Here is a 19,952-nt window from a genome sequence, read left to right as displayed (position 1 = left end):
GGCGTTCATGCTCCTGCCACGAAGCGCGCCGCTCACACCTCGGCCAGGCGCTGCCGCCGTGCCAGCTTGCGCTCGCGCCGGCGCGCGCTCCACGCCTTCCTCCGCTCCGCCAAGCACGAGAACACCACGTACAGCGCCGGGGTGCTGAGCAGGGTGAGGCTTTGCGAGATCAGCAGGCCGCCGATCAGGGCGATGCCCAGCGGGCGGCGCAGTTCGCTGCCTTCGCCCAGGCCGATGGCGATCGGCAGCGCGGCGAGGATGGCAACCATGGTGGTCATCATGATCGGGCGGAAGCGCACCAGGCAGGCTTCGCGCACGGCCTCCAGCGGCGGCTTGCGGTGCTCGCGCTGGGCGACCAGGGCGAAGTCGATCATCATGATCGCGTTTTTCTTGACGATGCCGATCAACAGCACCAGCGCGATCTGCGCCACCACCGACAACTCGGTGTCGGTCAGCCACAGTGCCAGCAACGCGCCGACACCTGCCGCCGGCAGCGTGGAAAGGATGGTGACGGGGTGGATCAGGCTCTCGTACAGCATGCCAAGCACGATGTAGACGGTGACGATCGCGGCCAGCACCAGCCACAGCATGCCACTCTGCGATTCCTGGAAGCGGCGGAAATCCCCGCCCATGTTGAGCTTGATGTCGCCGGGCATGCGCATGTTGCCCACGGTGGCCTGGATCACCTGCATCGCTTGGCCCATGCTCACCCCCGGCGCGAGGTTGAAGCTCAGGTCCATCGTGGTGAACTGGTTCTGGTGGGTGATCTGCGACGGTGCCAGGCCGGATTCCTGGCGGGCGAACGCGGTGATCGGCACCATCTGGCCCTGGTTCGATTTCACGTATACGCGATTGAGCGCGTCCGGCGTGGCGGTCTGCGCGGGCAGCGCGTTGACCACCACGCTGTACTGGTTGATGTCCGAGTAGATGGTCGACACCTGGCGCTGACCGAAGGCGTCGTACAGCGCGCCGTCGATGGCGCCGATGGACACCCCGAGCCGAGCCGCGGTGTCGCGATCGATCACGATGTTCTGGCGCAGGCCGCCCTCCTCCACGTCGCTGCCGACGTCGCGCAGCAGCGGGTTCTTCTTCAGCTCGGCCACCAGTCGCGGCAGCCACAGTTGCAGCGTGGCGAGGTCGTTGCCCTGCAGCGAGACCTGGTATTGCGCGCCCTGGCTGGTGCCGCCGCCACCGCCGCTGGGCAGATCCTGCACGGCGCGCAGGCGCAGGTGCAGGTCGGGATACTTCGCGGCCTTGGCGCTCAACCGGGCCAGCACGGTGAAGGTGTCGTCGGTGCGCCCTTCGCTGCGCGTCTTGAGGTCGATGTTGAACGAGCCGCTGGCACCCTGGCGGCTGCTGCCCAGGCGCGTGCCCACCGTGGCCACGTCCGGGTCGGCCAACAGCATCGCGGTGAGCCGCTCCAGCCGCTGCCGGCTCTCGTCGAACGATACCGTGGCGCTGGAGGTGGCGCGGCCCCAGATCAGGCCGGTGTCCTGCTGCGGGAACAGACCGGTCTTGACCACGGTGAACAGGTAGAACGTGGCGACGATCAGCACCAGGGGCGTCAGCGAGAAGGCCAGCACGTGGCGCAGCGAGAAATCCAGCGCCCGCCGGTACACGCCGAGCATGCGGGCGTGGAAGCGGTCCAGCACGTGGCTGCGCGCGGGTCCGGCGCTGGCCTCGCGTGCGCGATGGCCGCCGAGGAAACGCCCGCACAGCGCCGGCGTGAGCGTCAGCGACACCGCGGCCGACACCACGATCGCCGCCACCAGGGTCACCGCGAACTCGTGCATGAACATGCCGGTGATGCCGCCGGCGAACAGCAGCGGGATGAACACCGCCACCAGCGAGGCGGTGATCGAGACGATGGTGAAGCCGATCTCGCGCGCGCCGGCCAGGGTGGCCTGCATGCGCGTCATGCCGTCGTCGATGTGGCGAATGATGTTCTCGATCACCACGATCGCGTCGTCCACCACGAACCCGATCGCGATCACCAGCGCCAGCAGGGTGAGGTTGTTGAGCGTGTAGTCGAGGATGTACATCGCCACGAACGCACCGGCCAGCGACAGCGGCACCGCCACCGCGGCGATCAGCGTGGGTGCGAGACGACGCAGGAACAGCGCCATGGTCAGCACCACCATCGCCAGCGAGATCAGCAAGGTCGCCTGTACCTCGTGCAGCGAGGCGCGGATGGTCGGCGTGCCGTCGAAGAACGGGGTGAGCCGGGTGCCTGGCTGCAGGAACGTGCGCAGCGCCGGCAGTTGCGCCTTGACCAGGTCCACGGTGGAGATGACGTTGGCGTCGGCCTTCTTGTACACGTACATCAGCACCGCCGGCTGGCCGCCGAACCACGCCGCCTGGTAGGCGTCCTCGGTACCGGCGTAGACGTTCGCCACGTCGGCGAGGCGCACCGGCGTGCCATCGTGGCTGGCCACCACCAGTTTCGCGAAGTCCGCGGCGCTGTGCAGCGAGGTGGTGGCGGCCACCGCCATGCGCGTCTTGCCGTCGCTGAGGAAGCCTTCCGGCGAGGTCACGTTGGCCGCGCGCAAGGCGTTGCGCAGCTGGTCCGGCGACAGGCCCATCGCGTTGAGCGCGCGCAGGTTCACATCGACGCGGATCGCCGGGGTCGAGGCGCCGGCGATCTCCACCGACGAGACGCCCGGCAACTGGCGCAGGCGCTGCGCCAGCAAGGTGTCGGCGACGTTGTAGAGATCGCCCGCGGCCTGCGTGTCGGAGGTCAGCGCGAAGGCGATCACCGGGTCGTCGTTGGGATTGGCCTTCTGGTAGCTGGGCGCGCCGTTGAGGCCGCTGGGCAGGTCCGGCGCGGCCGCGTTGATCGCCGCCTGCACGTCGCGCGCGGCCGAACCCAGGTCGGTGCCGTTGCGGAACATCATGAAGACGAAGGTGCGCCCTTCCGAACTGGACGAGCGCATCGTCTCGATGCCGGGCACCTGGCCCAGGTGCCGTTCCAGCGGCGCGGCCACGGTGGAGGCCATGGTGCTGGCGTCGGCGCCGGCCTGGCTGGCCTGCACGAAGATCGCCGGGAACTGCATGTTCGGCAGCGCCGACACGCCGAGCAGGAAGTAGCAGATCATGCCGCCGACGAACAGGCCGATCGCGAGCAAGCTGGTGCCGATCGGACGGCGGATGAAGGAGCCGGAGACATTCATGCGGGAAACACGACCGTGGTGCAGGCGGCACGATGCCGGGCGGGATCCAGGCGGATCATCCCACCCTCAACGCACCAGCGGCAAAACGGTTGATCGGGACGCGAAAAGGAAAAACCCCTGCCGGCGTCGCGCGGGCAGGGGCAGGCGGCAAGCGATCGGATCACGTCGTGCGATCGGCCCGCGCGTGTTCCAGCGCACGCCGTTCTCGGCGTGCGGCGAGCCAGTCGGAGAAACGCTCCATGTACAGGTAGATCACCGGCGTGGTGTACAGCGTCACCAGCTGCGACAGCAGCAGGCCGCCGACGATCGACACGCCCAGCGGCCGGCGCAGCTCCGAGCCGATGCCGGTGCCCAGCGCCAGCGGCAAGGCGCCGAGCATCGCCGCCGCGGTGGTCATCATGATCGGGCGGAAGCGCAGCAGGCAGGCGCGGCGGATCGCGTCATGCGCGTTGAGGCCGGTGCGGCGCGCCTCGATCGCGAAGTCGATCATCATGATCGCGTTCTTCTTGACGATGCCGATCAAGAGCACGATGCCCACGATGCCGTCCACCGACAGGCTCATGCCGAACATCATCAGTGCCAGCAGCGCGCCCACGCCGGCCGGCGGCAGGGTGGAGATGATCGTCAGCGGGTGGATGTAGCTCTCGTACAGCACGCCCAGCACGATGTAGATCACCACGATCGCGGCCAGCAGCAACAGCACCTCGTCGCCCAGCGAGGAGTTGAACTCGGCGGCCTTGCCGATGAACTGGCCGCGCACCTGCGGCGGGAAGTTCAGCTCCGCGTTGATCTGGTGGATCGCCGACACCGCGTCGGACAGCGAATAGCCCGGCGCCACGTTGAACGACAGCGTCACCGCCGGCAGCTGCTGCTGGTGGCTGACCACCAGCGGTGCGCTGGTGACCTCGGCATTGGCCAGCGAGGACAGCGGGATGGTGCCGCCGCCGCCCAGCGCGATGCCGATGTTGCCGGTGTTGCCGATGCCGCTGGGGGTGGCCGAGTTGCTCGACTTCACCTGGCCGAAGCTGGTGGCGTTGCTGCCGGTCAGCGCGCCGGAGCCGTTGCCGCGCACGGTGAGCTTGTTGAGCAGGTCGCTGCTGTTGCGGAACTCCGGCGCCACCTCCAGCACCACGCGGTACTGGTTGAGCTGGGTGAAGATGGTGGAGATCTGGCGCTGGCCAAAGGCGTCGTACAAGGTGTCGTCGATGGTCTGCACCGGCACGCCCATGCGGCTGGCCTTCTCGCGATCGATGGTCAGCTTGAGCGCGTTGCCGCGGTCGGCCAGGTTGTTGCTGACGTCCGCCAGCTCCGGCCGCTGGCGCATGGCGCGGGTCATCTGGTCGGCGTACTTGGCCAGCTCGGCGGAGTCCACCTGGGACAGCGCGTACTGGTATTCGGTGGCCGACACGGTGCTGTCCAGGGTCACGTCCTGCACCGGTTTCAGGTACAGCGCCACGCCGGGGATGTCGGCCACGCTCTGCTGCAGCCGCGGCAGCAGCTTGTCCAAGCCGTCGCGGTCGCCGCGATCCTTCAGCACGATGCTGAGCTGGCCCTGGTTCAAGGTGGGGTTGATCGTGCCGGCGCCGATGAACGCCGCCACGCCGGCCACCGCCGGGTCCTTGCGCAACGCCTCGGCCACTGCCTTGGTGCGCTGCTCCATCGCCGGAAACGCGATGTTGTCGTCGGCCTGCACCACGCCGGTGATCAGGCCGGTGTCCTGCTCGGGCAGCAGGCCCTTGGGGATGGCGATATACAGGAACACGGTCAGCACCACCGCGGCGCCGGCCACCAGCATGGTCAGGCGCTGGTGGTCGAGCACCCAGTCCAGCGAATTCTCGTACACGTGCACGGTGCGCGCCCATACGGTGCGCCTGCCGGCGGCGGCGTGGCGCTCGTGCGCGTCGTCGCCTTCCGGCAACTGGTCGGGCTTGAGCAGGTAGGCGCACATCATCGGCGTCAGCGTCAGCGAGACCAGCATCGAGATGCTCACCGCGATGGTCAGCACCCAGGCGAACTCGTGGAACAACCGGCCGGTGACACCGGGCATCAGCAGCAGCGGCAGGAACACCGCCACCAGCGACACGGTCAGCGACAGCACGGTGAAGCCGATCTCCTTCGCGCCGATCTCGGCCGCCTCCTTGCCGCTCTTGCCCTGTTCGATGTAGCGCACGATGTTTTCGATCATCACGATCGCATCGTCGACCACGAAGCCGGTGGCCACCGTCAACGCCATCAGCGAGAGATTGTCCAGCGACATGCCGGTGAAACTCATCACGCCGAACGTGCCCAGCAGCGACAGCGGCACCGCGGTGGCCGGAATGATGGTGGCCCACAGCCGGCGCAGGAACACGAAGATCACGCCCACCACCAGGAACACGGTGAGGATCAGGGTGAACTCCACGTCGTGCACCGAGGCGCGGATGGTCACCGTGCGGTCGGCGAACACGTCCAGGTGCACGTCGGCCGGCAGCGCGTTGCGCAGCTCGGGCAGGATGCGGCGGATCTGCTCCACCGTCTGCACGATGTTGGCGCCGGGCTGGCGGCGCACGTCCAGCAGTACCGCCGGCTTGCCGTTGGCCCACGCGGCGAGCTGGTCGTTCTCCACGCCGTCGACCACCCTGGCCACGTCGGACAGCCGCACAGGCGCGTTGCCGCGGTAGCTGATGATGGTGCTCTTGTACTGCTCGGCATCGGCCAACTGGTCGTTGGTGCCGATCGAGTAGCTCTGCGTCTTGCCGTTCAGCGTGCCCTTGGGCGCGTTGACGTTGGCCTGGGTCAGTGCGCTGCGCACGTCCTCCATGGTCAGGCCGAGATTGGCCAGTTGCGCCGGGTTGACCTGGATGCGCACGGCCGGGCGCACGTTGCCGGCGATCGAGACCAGGCCCACGCCCTGCACCTGCGACAGCTTCTGCGCCAGGATCGAGTCGGCCAGGTCGTTGACGTCGCGCAGCGGGCGGCTGTCCGACTGCAGCGCCAGGGTGAGGATCGGCGCATCGGCCGGATTGACCCGGTTGTACACCGGCGGATACGGCAGGTTGCCCGGCAGCGTGCCCTTGGCCTGGTTGATCGCCGCCTGCACGTCCTGCGCGGCGATGTCGATGTCGCGGCCCATGTTGAACTGCAGCACGATCGTCGACAGGCCCGCGGACGAGTCCGAACTCATCATGCTGAGCCCGGAGATCTGCCCCAGGTTGCGCTCCAGCGGCGTGGTGATCAGCGTCGCCATGGTGGTGGCGCTGGCACCCGGATACTGCGTGGTCACCACCAGGCTGGGCGCCTCGATCTCCGGCAGCGCCGACACCGGCAACTGGCGGAAGCCCAGGATACCGAGCAGCAGCACCGCCACCATCAGCAGCGAAGTGGCGATCGGGCGGCGAATGAAGAGGGTGGAGAAGCCCATGACTATCCGTGACGAAGTGGGGCGGCAGTTGCCGCGTTCGAGACGCGCGCCAGCCCGCGGCAACGCCGCGGGCTCACGCGGACATCAGTGACGACCGCGGCCACCCTTGTTGTCCTGCCTGGACTTCTGCAATTCCGCCGCGGTGGGCGCGGCCGGCACTTCGCCCGGCTTGAGCGGGTTGACCTTGCTGCCGGGCTTGAGCCGGAACTGGCCTTCGGTCACCACCTTGTCGCCGACCTTGAGCCCGCTGCCGACCATCACGTGGCTGTCGCCGACTTCGCCGGCCACCACGATCGACTGCATCTTGACCGTGTTGTCGCCCTGCACGAGGTAGACATAATCGCCGTCCGGCCCGCGCTGCACGCCCTGCGAGGGGATCACCAGGCCGCCGTCGACGGTGTTCACCAGCAGCCGCACGTTGACGAACTGGCCCGGCCACAACTCGTCGTGCTCGTTGGAAAACTCCGACTTCAGGCGGAACGTGCCGGTGCTGGTGTCGATCTGGTTGTCGATCACCTTGAGCACGCCGCCGCTGGCGATCGGATGGGCGTCGACGCGATCTAGTGCGGTGACCTCCAGTGGCTTGCCGCCCTGCGCCGCGCTGCGCACCATGTCCAGGTTCTGCTCCGGCAAGGTAAACATCACGTTGATCGGGTGCAGCTGGGTCAGCGTGACGATCGCACTGGAGGTGGTCACCACGTTGCCCGGGTCCACCGCACGGATACCGGCCAGGCCGTCGATCGGCGAGCGGATCTCGGTGTAGTCGAGCTGCACCTTGGCGTCGCGGATCGCGGCCTCGTCGGCCGCCACGGCCGCCTCGTACTGGGCCACGGTGTTCTTCTGGGTGACCTGGTCGATCTTGGCCACGTACTGGCTGTACTTGGGGTCCTGCGAGCGTTGGTAGTTGCTGCGCGCCGTGGCCAGCAGGGATTGATCCTGCTTGCGCCGGCTGACCGCCTGGTCATAGTTGGCCTGGAAGGTGCGCGGGTCGATGCGCGCCAGCACCTGACCCTGCTTCACCGGCTGTCCTTCGGTGAACTCGATGCTGAGCAGCCGCCCGGACACCTGCGGGATCACCGTTACCGTGTTGAGCGCCTGCACCGTGCCCAGCGCCGTCAGGTACACCGGCACGTTCTGCTTGACCACCGGCACCACGGTCACCGGCACCGGCGGCGCGTCGCCGCCCTTGCCGTTGGCGCCCTTCGCCGCGCCATCGCCCGGCTTGTGCAACATGCGGATGCCGACCACGGCGATCACGACCACCGCCAGCACGATCAACGCGATCTTCCAAAAACGCGACATGTGGAACTCCTGGATTGAACCGGGGCGAGCAACCGGGGAAGGCCGCTGCCGCAGGCACCACGTGGGCAGACGCGCCCCCATGGACAAAGCATAGGTGGACGGCAACCGCTTTGAACAATGCCGGTCGACAGGGGTGGGGCATGACCGATGGCAGGGTTTTGCGCCCCGCCGCACATGGGACCGGGCCGTGTGCACAACGTTCCGGGCACCGCATCGGCATACACCCGATCGGTCACCCTGAAACTTGTCGGGCGCTTCGTTTATAATACCGGACTGGTCGCCAGCGCGCCCCCGAGGGCGCGATCCGGACACCGGCAGCAGGGGTTGGGGTGCATCGAGGTTTTCGACCCTGGCGGCTGCGGCGGTTTCGCGATTCCGGCGTGACGGTAAGGCAACAAGGCGGTCCAAGCCCGCCCACTGACAGGAGTACGTGCGTGAGCGGTCCCCTTAGCAAATCCGACCAGGGCTTCCTGCGTCAGTTCTCGCTGACCATCGGCGCGCTGATGGTTCTTACCGTGATCCTTGTGTTGTCCGCGCTGGCGATCAACAACAGCGAGCCCAAGGAAACCAATCCGAACCACCCGGCCACGGTCGCCGCACGGCTCGCCCCCGCCGGCGCCGTCTATGCCGGCGACACCGGCCGTGCCGCCATGCAGGCCGCCGCCGACCAGGCCGCCAAGGCCGCCGCCTCCCAGGTGGCCTACGGCGGCACCACCGACGGCAAGGAAATCTACGACCACCTGTGCACCAGTTGCCATACGGCCGGCATCGCCGGCGCGCCGAAGCTGGGCGACAAGGCCATGTGGGGCCCACGCATCAAGCAGGGCATCGACGTGCTGGTCAAGCATGCGATCGAGGGCTACCACGGCCCCGACGGCAATTTCATGCCGCCCAAGGGCGGCAATCCCGCGCTCACCGACGAGCAGGTCACCGCCGCCGTGCACTGGATCGTCGATCAGGCGAAGTAGTCGCCTGATCCAACAAGCTTTCTCCAAACGCCGCCCATGGGCGGCGTTTTCGTTTGCCCCCTCTCCCTCCGGCGACCCACGGGAGTCCCCTTGCGGGTGAGAGGGTTGGGGTGAGGGTTCACGGCCCCGTGCCGCTCCAATCAAACAAGAGCAAACGCCGCCCCTTGGGCGGCGTTTTCGTTGGCCCTTTCCCCCTCCGGGGGAAGGTTGGGAAGGGGAAGCCACGACCCTGGGCTCAGCTTCCCGATCAGGCAACGGTAAAATCAACAGCACCCCCATCCGCCTTCGGCACCCTCCCCGCTTCGCGAAGGAAGGCAGCCCGGGTCCGCCCCGGCGGCAGGCTCTTCACCCCTGCCCCTCGATCCACTCCCGCACAAACCCCCGCAACTCCGGAAAAAACACTTCGAACCGCCGCTGCAACTCCTCCTCCCGCGCCACCAGCACGGGCAAGGCAGTATCCAGCGGATTGGCGCGGGTGAGCCGCTCGCCGATCCCGGCCAGTGCACGCCCCAGCACCGCTCGGTCGGCGTAGCCGCCAGGCAAGTCGTTGGCTTCCATGTAACTGCGGAACCGCCGCAACGCAGGCGTCAGCAAGGCATCGCGCCGCCGCAGCAGTCCACGCAGGCCGAGCGAGTAGTCCTCCAGCGGCTGTGCGCTCCAGCGTGCAAATTCCCGGGCCAGCAAGTGATCGAACCACATGTCCAGCAGGATGCCGGCGTAGCGGCGATACGGCGGCGGCAGCTGCGCCTTGGCGGCCAGCACGGCGGGGTGGGCGTCGGTGTAGCCGTCGATGGCGCGGTGCAGGCGGATGCCGCGGATCACCCGTGGCGGGAACTGCGCCGGATCGGGCTGGCCGCGCACGAAGTCGCCGAGCAGGCCGCCCAGTTGCAGTGCCTCGTCATCGCCGGCCAGCAGCGCATGCGCCAGATGGTTCATTGCCGCGGGCGGCAGCGCGGCGTCGCGGTTATCATCGTGGGCATGAAACCCGCCTCGTTCCCTGCCGACCCTGCCGGCTTTCCGGATGTCGCCGCCAGTTTCGTGCTGACCGGCCCGGTCGGCAAGCTGGAAACCGTCACCGACATCGCCGAGCCTGACGGCGCGCGCCGAGGCGTGGCGGTGATCTGCCACCCGCTGACCAGCGAAGGCGGCAGCATGCACAACAAGGTGGTGACCATGGTCGAACGCGCGCTGCGCGAGTCGGGGCTGGATACCGTACGCTTCAACTTCCGCGGGGCGGGCAGTTCCGAGGGAAGTTTCGACAAGGGCCGCGGCGAGCGCGACGATCTCGCCGCCGTGGTCGCCTGGGTGCGTCGCGTGCGACCCGACGATGCGCTGTGGCTGGCCGGTTTCTCGTTCGGCAGCGGCGTGAGCATCGCCCAGGCGGCGCCGCTGCACGTCGATGCGCTGATCAGCATCGCGCCGCCGGCGGGCCGTTACGGGCTCGATGCGATCACGCCGCCGACCTGCCCCTGGCTGGTCGTGCAGGGCGAGGCCGACGAGGTGGTCGAACCGCAGGCGGTGTTCGACTGGCTCGACAGCCTGGAACACCCGCCCGAACTGGTGCGCATGCCCGATACCAGCCACTTCTTCCATCGCCGGCTGATGGATCTGCGCGGCGCGATCAAGCACGCCGTGCGCGACTGGCTGCCGCCGACACGCCAGGCCTGACCCCCTCCATGACCGAAACGTTTTTGCTCGCGCCCAGCGCGCGTTATGCCGAAGGCGTGGCCGCCCATCGCTGGGAGTCCGACCCCGCCCAGCTGGCGCTGCTGGCCGAGTTCGACCGCATGCATGCGGCACTGTGCGCGGAACCTGCCGGCGAAGGCGGCCTGTTCGGCCGGCTGAAATCGCTGCTGGGCAACGAGCCGCCGCCCGGCGTGCCCGGACTGTACCTGTGGGGCAGCGTGGGTCGCGGCAAGACGTTCCTGATGGACCTGTTCGCCGCCAGCCTGCCGCACGGCGTGGTGCTGCGGCGGCATTTCCACCGCTTCATGGGCGAGGTGCACGACAGCCTGCGCGCACTGGGCGAGCGGCAGAGCCCGCTGGTGGAGGTCGCTGCCGGCATTGCCGGACGCTGCCGCGTGCTGTGCCTGGACGAGTTCCTGGTCAACGACATCGGCGACGCGATGATCCTGGCCAACCTGCTCGACGCATTGTTCGAGCGCGGGGTGAGCCTGGTCACCACCTCAAATACCGCGCCGGCGAACCTGTACAAGGACGGCCTGCAGCGCGCCCGATTCCTGCCCGCGATCGCGCTGATCGAGCAGCACTGCCACGTGGTCGAGATGGTTTCCGCGCATGACTGGCGCCTGCGCGCGCTGACCCAGGCGCCGGTCTACCTCACCCCGCCGGGCGCCGAGTCGCATCGGGCACTGGAGCGCATCTTCGCCAGCCAGGCCAGTGGCGCGATCGAACTCGACGGCATGCTGCGCATCAACGGCCGCGACATCCCGTTCCACAAGCGCGCCGAGACCATCCTGTGGTTCCAGTTCGCCGCGCTGTGCGAGGGCCCGCGCGCCGTGGCCGACTACATCGCGCTGGCCAAGGCCGGCCCGGCGGTGATCGTCGCCAACGTGCCGCAGTTCACCATCTACAGCGAGGACGCGGCGAAACGCTTCGTGCAACTGGTCGACGAGTTCTACGACCGGCGCGTGAAGCTGGTGCTTTCCGCCGCCGCGCCGATCACCGAGCTCTACGACGGCGAGCGCCTGCGCGCCGAATTCGGCCGCACCGAATCGCGCCTGATCGAGATGCAGAGCGAGGAATACCTCGCGCTGGAGCATCGGCCCGAATGAGCCGGCGGCGCCTGCGCGGCGCAGAGGCCGGCCATCACGTAGGCACCAGCCTGTCCAGGCGCTAGCATCGAGCGACCCCCGCCATGGAGACAGCCATGCATCGCACCGCCTTCGCCCTGGCGCTTGCCGCCCTGGTCGCCTCGCCGCTGCGCGCCGCCGACACCCTCCAGACGCCGACCCGTCAGGTCGAGGCCCTGGTGCAGCAGGAGCTGCCGCAGGTCACCGCGTGGCGGCGCGATATCCACCAGCACCCGGAACTGAGCAACCGCGAGGTGCGCACCTCGGCGCTCGTGGCCAGGGAGTTGAAGAAGCTGGGATTGGAAGTGCATGCGGGGATCGCCCACACCGGCGTGGTCGCGCTGCTGAAGGGCGATTTGCCCGGGCCGCGCCTGGCGCTGCGCGCGGACATGGATGCGCTGCCGGTGACCGAAGAGGTCGACCTGCCCTTCGCCTCGAAGGCGAAGGGCGAGTACCGCGGCAAGGAGACCGGCGTGATGCACGCCTGCGGCCATGACGCGCACACGGCGATGCTGCTGGGCATCGCGCAGGCGCTTGCCGGCATGAAAAGGCAACTGCACGGCTCGGTGCTGTTCGTGTTCCAGCCGGCGGAGGAAGGCGCGCCGGCCGGCGAGGAAGGTGGCGCCGAGCTGATGTTGAAGGAAGGCATGTTCCGCGACTACAAGCCGGATGCGATGTTCGGCATGCACGTGGTCAGCTCGCTCAACGTGGGCACCGTCTCGGTGCGGCCGGGGCCGACCATGGCCGGCTCGGACTGGTTCAAGCTGGTCGTGCACGGGCGCCAGACCCACGGTGCCATGCCGTGGAACGGAATCGATCCGATCGTCACCGCGGCGGAGATCATCAGCGCGTCGCAGACCATCGTCAGCCGCCAGCTCGACATCAGCAAGCTTCCGGCGGTGCTCAGTTTCGGCATCGTCGATGGCGGGGCGCGCTACAACATCGTGCCCGACCAGGTGGAGTTGCAAGGCACGCTGCGCACCTTCGACCCCGCCATGCGGAAGCAGGCGCTGGACGGCCTCAAGCGCATCGCCGAAAACGTCGCCGCCGCGCATGGCGCCACGGTGGACGAGCAGATTCCCCTGCTCAGCAACCCGGTGCTGGTGAATGACGACAAGCTGGCCGCAGGCGTGCGCGCCAGCCTGGTGCGCATCAACGGCGCAGCGCAGGTGCGCGAGGCGAAACCGTGGATGGCGTCGGAGGATTTCGCGCTGTTCGCCGAGGCGGTCCCCAGCGTGTATTTCTTCGTCGGCGCCACGCCGAAAGGCCAGGATGCCGCGACCGCGCCGGCCAACCATTCGCCGAAGTTCTTCCTTGACGAGGGCGCCCTGAAGGTCGGCATGCAGTCGATGCTGCAGGCAAGCCTGGACTATCTGGGAGCCGCGGGGCCGTGAAGCGCCGGGCCGCCCCGGATCACTCGACGTGCGCGGCCGCCGCCGCAGGATGCGCGCGCAGGAAGCGCCGATGGTGCACCAGCACGCCGCTGTAATAGGCGATGTAGTAACCGACCAGCAGGCCGATCACCAGCATGGTCAACGGGCTGGACGCGTAGCCCATCGGCTGCATCGAGGTGCCCGCGTCTGCCGCCGCCTGCGCGTGCTGCAGCTGCGGCCATACCACCATCAACCGCCAGCCCAGGCGCCCGAGCAGCAATACGGTGAGCAGGGCGCCGATCCACGCATTGGGCACGTAGCAGTCGCCCTTGACCGGATCGACCTCGAAGCGGGTCAGCCGCAGGCCGAACAGACCGATCGCGGCGCCGATCAGCACCCCGCCGAGCAACCCTTCGGCCAACGCCAGATGATGGAAACCGCTCAGCGCCAGCAGGCCACCGATGACCGCGAAGATCACGATGCGGGCGATCATCCGCTTGCGCCGGATCGGCTGGCGACCGAACTGCCGGCTGACCCGCCGCCACACGATCCAGGCCAGCAGCGGCAGCATGATCAGGTAACTGGTCAGATGGGCGGGCATGGCGTGGTCCGGTGGATGAGGGACTGGGGCTGGGGGCTGGGGTTCGGAAAGGCACCCGCACCGGCTGCCGGCGATTTTGCTCCTGGCGAAGCCCGAATCCCGGCTACTTCGCCTTGCCCTGGTTGGCCACCGCGGCCATCTTCGCCGCGATCGCCTCGGCATCGCCCAGGTAGTAATGGCGCAACGGCTTCAGTTCGTCGTCGAATTCGTACACCAGTGGCACGCCGTTGGGGATGTTGAGCTCGACGATCGCCTCGTCGGAGATGCCGTCCAGATATTTCACCAGCGCGCGTAGCGAGTTGCCGTGCGCGGCGACCAGCACGCGCTGGCCCGCCTTGATCGCCGGCGCCAGCACCTGGTGCCAGTACGGCAGCACGCGCGCCACGGTGTCCTTCAGGCACTCGGTATCGGGGATGTCCTTCGGGTCGAGCTTCGCGTAGCGCGGATCGTGCACCGACTCGTTCGCGGCGCGCTCCAGCGGCGGCGGCGGCACGTCGTAGCTGCGCCGCCAGATCTTCACCTGCTCCTCGCCGTACTTCGCCGCGGTCTCGGCCTTGTTCAGGCCGGTGAGGCCGCCGTAGTGACGCTCGTTGAGACGCCAGTCGGTGACCACCGGCAGCCACATCAGGCCCATCTCGTCCTGCACGCCCCACAGCGTGCGCACGGCCCGCTTGAGCACCGAGGTGTGCGCCACGTCGAAGCTGTAGCCGCCTTCGGTCAGCAGGCGGCCCGCTTCGCGCGCCTCCGCCCTGCCCTGCTCGGTGAGGTCGACGTCGGCCCAGCCGCTGAAGCGGTTGTCGAGGTTCCACTGCGATTGGCCGTGGCGGATCAGGACGAGCTTGTGCATGGGTGTGCTCAGCAAACGGGATGAACCGCGAATGGTGCAGTGCGGCCCCGGCAGCGTCAAATCCGCACCCTGCCACAGGTCATGGCAAACCTTTGCCGCGGCGGCGGCATCCTAGAGACTCCCACCGACCACGGAGCCTGCCATGCACCGCATCTCGACCATTCTTCTCCTGTGCACGTTCGCCTTGCTGCCTGCCCTGGCAGTGGCCCGCGACGGCGACATCGACAAGGTCAACGGCGCGGTACGCGTCGAGGCGGGCCAACAGGCCGGCGACGTCAGCTCGGTCAACGGCGCGGTCCATGTCGGCGATGGCGCCACCGTGCGCAAGGCCGGCACGGTCAACGGCGCGGTGGAGCTCGGCGACCGCGCCCAGGCCACCGCGGTGGACACCGTCAACGGCTCGATCACGCTGGGCGAAGCCAGCAAGGTCAGTGGTGACGTCAGCGCGGTCAACGGCAGCATCCGCCTGGCGCGCGGCGCCGAGGTCGGCGGCAAGCTGGGCAACGTCAACGGCGCCATCGTGCTGGATGCCGCCCACGTCGCCGGCGGTCTGGCCACGGTGAGCGGCGACATCACCGTGGGCGAAAACTCGCGCGTCGAAGGCGGCATCCTGATCGACAAGCCGCACGGCTGGTTCAACTTCAACGGTCGCAAGCCGGTGGTGGTCATCGGCCCCCACGCCGCGGTGCAGGGCACGCTGGAGTTCCGCCGCGAGGTGGAACTGAAAGTCAGCGACAGCGCGCAGATCGGCCCGGTGAAGGGTGCCACGGTGGAGAAGTTCAGCGGGGCCACGCCGTAAGAGCGGAAGTGAGTGGAGAAGAGTGAGAAAGGGAGAAAAGCCGGCGCTCGACTGCACTCTCTCGCTTCTCACTCCTCTCCACTCACTCCTTGGCTCTCAAAGCCAGTCGCGAGGCTTGAGGTAGTCGGCGAGCTTCGCCTCGGCGGAGCCGGCTTCCGGCTGGTACGCATACTCGAAGCGCACGCGCGGCGGCAGGCTCATCAGGATCGATTCGGTGCGGCCGCCGGATTGCAGGCCGAACAAGGTGCCGCGGTCGTAGACCAGGTTGAACTCCACGTAGCGACCGCGCCGGTACAGCTGGAACTCGCGCTCGCGCTCGCCGTACGGCGTGGCCTTGCGCCGTTCGACGATCGGCAGATAGGCATCGAGGAAACCCTGGCCGACGTCGCGGGTGAACGCGAAGCAGCGCTCGAAGCCGCCCTCGTTCATGTCGTCGTAGAACAGCCCGCCCACGCCGCGCGTTTCGTCGCGGTGCTTCAGGTAGAAGTACTCGTCGCACCATTGCTTGTAGCGCGGATACACGTCCGAGCCATACGGTTCGCACAGGTCGCGCGCCACGGTGTGCCAGTGGCGCACGTCCTCGTCCACCGGGTAGAACGGGGTGAGGTCGAAGCCGCCGCCGAACCACCACACCGGCTCCACGCCTTCCTTGCTGGCCTCGAAGTAGCGCACGTTGGCATGCGTGGTCGGCACGTGCGGGTTCTTCGGATGCAGCACCAGCGACACGCCGGTGGCGATGAAGCTGCCGCCGGCCAGCTCGGGCCGGTGCGCGGTGGCGCTGGGTGGCAGCTGATGCCCGTGCACGCGCGAGAAATTCACCCCGGCCTGCTCGAACACCGCGCCATCGCGCAGCACGCGGGTGCGCCCGCCACCGCCCGCCGCGCGGGTCCACGCATCCTCGACGAAGCGTGCGCCGCCGTCGGCCTGCTCGATCGCCGCGCAGATGCGGTCCTGCAGTTCGCGCAGGAAGGTTTCGGCAAGGTCGGCTTGTGCACTCATCGTCTGGCCCGAAAGATTCGATGGCGCCAAGCTTAGCAAGCAGCCGTGCGCGACCGGCTGCGGTGCAGCGCCGCGCCGGCCTGATCCGGCACAATTCAACTGATGCGTGCGGCCATGCGCGCGTGCCCGATCAACCGCGCCCAGCGCATGCCGATGTCGATCCACATCAGGTAGCCCGCTTCCAGCACGAGCCGGCCGAGGTAGCGCGCATGCCGCGGCAGCGTCGGTTCCGCCGCCACGGCAATGCTGTCGAAGCCGAGCCGCTGCGCCAGCAGCAGACAGCGCGCAAGGTGGTAGCGGCTGGTCACCAGCGCCACCGGCGGCAGGTGGCCTCGTTCCAGCAGCAGTCGGCGCGCATGGCGCAGGTTCTCCAGCGAGTCGATCGAATCCTGTTCGAGCTCCACGCGCACGTCGCCGGTCAGCTCGTGCTGGCGCAACCAGGCCTCGCCGGCAGCGGCCTCGCTCAGCTCGCTGCCGCTGCAACCGCCGAGCAGCAGCAGATGATCGGTCTGTTGCTGCCGTGCCAGGACCAGCGCGCGCTGCAGGCGCTGCCGGTAATCATGGCCGGGCGCGTCATGTTCCAGCCGGCGGCCGAACACCAGCACGGTCATCCGTCGCGGCGGCGACAGCGGGCTGCGCGTGGCGATGCGCCATACATGGACCAGATAGCCGAGCCAGACCAGGCCGGCACTGAGCACCACGACCAGCCCGGTGACCACTGCCGCATGCAGCACGTCGGCGTCGCGCAGGTATTTCGAGGGTTTTCGCGGGGCGGACACGCCAAGGCATCGTCGGTGCGGGAGACGCGACAGCTTAACGGTGTACGACGTTCGCGGCATCTTCATGCCGTGCTGGCCACGATCGGACTCCGCCGATGGTCGCAGGCTAGGCAAGCTGCAGGGCGACCGCTAGGCTTTCGCGATGCCTCATGTGATGACACCTCTCGCGGTTACCGCGCACACCGCCACGTCGGCACTCGGCCACGGGCTCGACGCCCAGCTCGACGCGTTGCGCGGCGAGCGCAGCGGCCTGCGTCCGAACGATTTCAGCAGTGCGCCGCTGGCATGCTGGATCGGCCGCGTCGATGGCCTGGAAACCGCCGCGCTGCCCGCCGCGCTCGCACCATGGGATTGCCGCAACAACCGGCTGGCCTGGCTCGGCCTGAACCAGGACGGCTTCCTCGACCGCGTGCGCGCCGCGCGCGCGCGCTACGGCGCCGGCCGCGTCGCCTTGCTGCTGGGCACCTCCACCGCCAGCATCGGCGCCACCGAGGAGGCGTATCGGCGGCTCGACGCCGACGGCGGTTTTCCCGACGACATGCTGCGCCCGGCGATCCACGCGCCGCATTCGCTGGCCGCCTTCGTAGCCGCGGCGCTGGCACTGGAAGGGCCGTGCCTGACCGTCTCCACCGCCTGCTCGTCCAGCGCCAAGGTGTTCGCCAGCGCCGAGCGGATGCTGCGGCTGGGCCTGATCGACGCGGCCGTGGTCGGCGGCGTGGATACCTTGTGCGACAGCGTGCTGTTCGGTTTCAACGCGCTGGAACTGGTCTCGCCCGAGCCGTGCCGGCCGTTCGACGCGGCGCGCAACGGCATCTCGATCGGCGAGGCCGCCGGCTTCGCGCTGCTGGAGCGCATCGACACCGCACCCGATGCGCCGCGCCTGCTCGGCTACGGCGAATCCAGCGACGCGCACCACATGTCCACGCCGCACCCGCAAGGACTCGGTGCGGAGCTGGCACTGAACGACGCGCTGGCGCGCGCCGGGCTCGATCCTGCGCAGGTCGGCTACCTCAACCTGCACGGCACCGCCAGCCAGAAGAACGACGAAGTGGAAGCGGCGCTGGTTGCGCGCGCCTTCCCGGCCACCACGCGGGCCAGCTCCACCAAGGGTTTCACCGGCCACACGCTGGGTGCCGCGGGCATCGTCGAGGCGACCATGGCGCTGCAGGCGATCGAACACGACCTGGTGCCCGGCAACCTCGGCGGCGACACGCCCGACCCGGTCTGCGGCGCGCAGTTCGCCTGGCACAACGAGCAGCAGCGCATCGACGTGGCACTCAGCAACTCGTTCGGCTTCGGCGGCAACAATGCCTGCCTGGCCTTCGCTCGCGCGGGGTTCGTCGCATGAGCGACTTGCGCGTCTACGTCGAAGGCATCGGCCTGTGGTCGCCGCAGCTGGCCGACTTCGCCGCATTGCGCAGCCTGCTCGCCGGACAGACGCCAGCGCCGCCGCCGGCGCGCCCCACTGCCGCCACGCTGCCGCCGAACGAGCGCCGGCGCGCACCGGCCAGCGTGCTGCTGGCGATCGAGGCGGCCGGACAGGCGGTCGCGATGAGCGGCCGCGACGCCGCCACGCTGGCGTGCGTGTTCGCCTCCTCGCACGGCGACCAGACGATCACCGATTACATGTGCGCCACGCTCGCCCATGCGCCGGCCGAGCTGTCGCCGATCCGCTTCCACAACTCGGTGCACAACGCCGCCGTCGGCTACTGGACCATCGCCACCGGCTGCCACGCGCCGTCCACCGCGATCGCGGCGCAGGCAGCCAGCTTCGGTGCCGGCCTGCTCGAAGCGGCCAGCCAGGTGCTGACCGAGCAACGCGCGGTGCTGCTGGTGTGCAGCGACAGCGCCGGCAGCTGGCCGCTGGCCGAAGTCACCGACTGCGACCAGCCCTTCGCCTGCGCGCTGGTGATGGCCCCTGCGGCGGGCGCGGCCACGCTGGCCCGGCTCGACCTGCAGCTGGCCCCGCCGCAGCCCGACGATGCCCTGCCCGAGCCACTGGCCGGTTGGTGCCGGGGCAATCCATCGGCCCGCAGCCTCGCCCTGCTCGCCGTGCTGGCCGGTAATGCGGGATCATGCCGGCTGGCCGCCGCCCCCGCGCTGGGATTGCAGATCGCCATGGAGAAGGTCGCGTGAATACATCCACCGCACGCTGGTGCGTCCTGATCCCCTGTCTCAACGAGGAGGCGGCGATCCGCGCAGTGATCGAATCCGTGCTCGCGCTGGAGGCGCCGGTGATCGTGATCGACGATGGCTCGGACGATCGCACGCCGGATATCGCTGCCAGCCTGCCGGTAACCCTGCTGCGCCACGAACAACGCTGCGGCAAGGGCGAGGCGCTGCGCCGGGGCTTCCGCGAGGCGCTGCGCCTGGGCTACGACGCGGTACTGACGATGGACGGCGACGGCCAGCACGTGGCCAGCGACATCCCGCGCATCGTCGCCGCCGCCGCGCGCTACCCGCAGCACATCGTGATCGGCGCGCGGCTGCTGGACAAGGCGCAGCAACCGAAGGGCCGTCGCCGCGCCAACGCGGTCGCCGACTGGGGCATCTCGTGGGCCTGCGCCCAACCGGTGGCCGACACCCAGAGCGGCCAGCGCTGGTATCCGCGCGAGGCACTGGAACTGGTCGACCTGGCCGCGGAGAACTTCGTGTTCGAGGCCGCCATCCTGATCGCCGCCTCGCGCGAGAAGAAACTCGGCATCGTCTCGGTGCCGATCGCCTCGCGCTATCACGGCACGTTCCGCCCCAGCCACCTGAAACCGGTGCGCGACGTCACCCGCATCACCACCTACACGATCGGCCGGGTGATCCACTACGGCGACATCATCGCCAGCTATCGCCGCTCGCGCGCGCGTCCGCGAGTGATCGAGGAAGCCGTGCCGGCAGCTTAGAGACACC

General features: G+C 68.8%; 16 protein-coding genes. 8 read left to right on the top strand and 8 right to left on the bottom strand.

The annotated features are described in order from the left end of the window. Positions 1-32: 32 nt before the first annotated feature. The 3 genes from ACVCMB_RS14955 to ACVCMB_RS14945 all read right to left on the bottom strand — a co-directional run bounded on the left by ACVCMB_RS14955 (position 33) and on the right by ACVCMB_RS14945 (position 7,872). On the bottom strand, positions 33-3,170 hold the full coding sequence (locus ACVCMB_RS14955; RefSeq protein WP_447105539.1) for an efflux RND transporter permease subunit: 3,138 nt from the start codon (positions 3,168-3,170) through the stop codon (positions 33-35). A 160-nt stretch (positions 3,171-3,330) separates the two neighbouring features. Further along, positions 3,331-6,570, bottom strand: a complete 3,240-nt coding sequence (locus tag ACVCMB_RS14950; protein ID WP_447105538.1) for an efflux RND transporter permease subunit — start codon at positions 6,568-6,570, stop codon at positions 3,331-3,333. A gap of 84 nt (positions 6,571-6,654) precedes the next feature. After that, positions 6,655-7,872 carry an efflux RND transporter periplasmic adaptor subunit gene (locus tag ACVCMB_RS14945; RefSeq protein ID WP_395116293.1) on the bottom strand — a complete coding sequence of 406 codons (1,218 nt, stop codon included), beginning with the start codon at positions 7,870-7,872 and terminating at the stop codon, positions 6,655-6,657. Positions 7,873-8,375: 503 nt separating this feature from the next. On the opposite strand from ACVCMB_RS14945, the gene ACVCMB_RS14940 reads away from it, so the two are divergent. Further along, entirely contained in the window at positions 8,376-8,840 is a 465-nt protein-coding gene (locus ACVCMB_RS14940) for a c-type cytochrome (RefSeq protein ID WP_395121332.1), read from the top strand. Positions 8,841-9,185: 345 nt separating this feature from the next. Here the strand turns inward: ACVCMB_RS14940 and ACVCMB_RS14935 are convergent, their stop codons facing one another. Next, complete coding sequence (locus ACVCMB_RS14935) at positions 9,186-9,776, bottom strand: acyl carrier protein phosphodiesterase (RefSeq protein WP_447105537.1); 591 nt, start codon at positions 9,774-9,776, stop codon at positions 9,186-9,188. Positions 9,777-9,818: 42 nt separating this feature from the next. Between ACVCMB_RS14935 and ACVCMB_RS14930 the strand changes: the two genes are divergently transcribed. The 3 genes from ACVCMB_RS14930 (at position 9,819) to ACVCMB_RS14920 (ending at position 13,047) form a co-directional block, all read left to right on the top strand. Next, positions 9,819-10,508, top strand: a complete 690-nt coding sequence (locus ACVCMB_RS14930) for an alpha/beta hydrolase (protein WP_447105536.1) — start codon at positions 9,819-9,821, stop codon at positions 10,506-10,508. 8 nt (positions 10,509-10,516) lie between these two features. Further along, on the top strand, positions 10,517-11,635 hold the full coding sequence (zapE, locus tag ACVCMB_RS14925; RefSeq protein ID WP_447105535.1) for a cell division protein ZapE: 1,119 nt from the start codon (positions 10,517-10,519) through the stop codon (positions 11,633-11,635). Between the two features lie 95 nt (positions 11,636-11,730). Continuing rightward, positions 11,731-13,047, top strand: coding sequence for an amidohydrolase (locus ACVCMB_RS14920; RefSeq protein ID WP_447105534.1), 1,317 nt, complete (start codon positions 11,731-11,733; stop codon positions 13,045-13,047). 19 nt (positions 13,048-13,066) lie between these two features. On the opposite strand, the gene ACVCMB_RS14915 is transcribed toward ACVCMB_RS14920, so the two are convergent. After that, positions 13,067-13,627, bottom strand: coding sequence for a DUF1453 domain-containing protein (locus ACVCMB_RS14915; protein WP_447105533.1), 561 nt, complete (start codon positions 13,625-13,627; stop codon positions 13,067-13,069). A 103-nt stretch (positions 13,628-13,730) separates the two neighbouring features. Then, positions 13,731-14,474 carry a 2,3-diphosphoglycerate-dependent phosphoglycerate mutase gene (gene gpmA, locus ACVCMB_RS14910; RefSeq protein ID WP_395116283.1) on the bottom strand — a complete coding sequence of 248 codons (744 nt, stop codon included), beginning with the start codon at positions 14,472-14,474 and terminating at the stop codon, positions 13,731-13,733. A 142-nt stretch (positions 14,475-14,616) separates the two neighbouring features. Between gpmA and ACVCMB_RS14905 the strand changes: the two genes are divergently transcribed. Next, positions 14,617-15,273: a hypothetical protein gene (locus ACVCMB_RS14905; protein WP_447105532.1), complete on the top strand. Its 657-nt coding sequence runs from the start codon at positions 14,617-14,619 to the stop codon at positions 15,271-15,273. 96 nt (positions 15,274-15,369) lie between these two features. Here ACVCMB_RS14905 and hemF read toward each other — a convergent pair whose 3' ends face one another. After that, positions 15,370-16,272 (bottom strand): oxygen-dependent coproporphyrinogen oxidase, encoded by a 903-nt coding sequence (hemF, locus tag ACVCMB_RS14900; protein ID WP_447105531.1) that lies wholly within the window; start codon positions 16,270-16,272, stop codon positions 15,370-15,372. A 95-nt stretch (positions 16,273-16,367) separates the two neighbouring features. Beyond that, positions 16,368-17,051 carry a YdcF family protein gene (locus ACVCMB_RS14895; protein WP_395116277.1) on the bottom strand — a complete coding sequence of 228 codons (684 nt, stop codon included), beginning with the start codon at positions 17,049-17,051 and terminating at the stop codon, positions 16,368-16,370. A gap of 154 nt (positions 17,052-17,205) precedes the next feature. On the opposite strand from ACVCMB_RS14895, the gene ACVCMB_RS14890 reads away from it, so the two are divergent. From ACVCMB_RS14890 to ACVCMB_RS14880, 3 genes are read left to right on the top strand one after another with little or no spacing between them, the layout of a single operon-like run. After that, positions 17,206-18,399 (top strand): beta-ketoacyl-[acyl-carrier-protein] synthase family protein, encoded by a 1,194-nt coding sequence (locus ACVCMB_RS14890; protein WP_447105530.1) that lies wholly within the window; start codon positions 17,206-17,208, stop codon positions 18,397-18,399. Next, complete coding sequence (locus ACVCMB_RS14885) at positions 18,396-19,187, top strand: beta-ketoacyl synthase chain length factor (protein WP_447105529.1); 792 nt, start codon at positions 18,396-18,398, stop codon at positions 19,185-19,187. Before ACVCMB_RS14890 ends, ACVCMB_RS14885 begins: the two co-directional genes overlap by 4 nt. After that, the gene (locus ACVCMB_RS14880; protein ID WP_447105528.1) at positions 19,184-19,945 is read left to right on the top strand and encodes a glycosyltransferase family 2 protein; all 762 of its coding nucleotides are present in this window, start codon (positions 19,184-19,186) and stop codon (positions 19,943-19,945) included. Before ACVCMB_RS14885 ends, ACVCMB_RS14880 begins: the two co-directional genes overlap by 4 nt. The last annotated feature ends 7 nt before the right edge of the window (positions 19,946-19,952 follow it).

It is taken from the genome of Rhodanobacter sp. UC4443_H10 (genome assembly GCF_052978325.1).
This window is presented reverse-complemented; position numbering and strand designations above follow the sequence as displayed.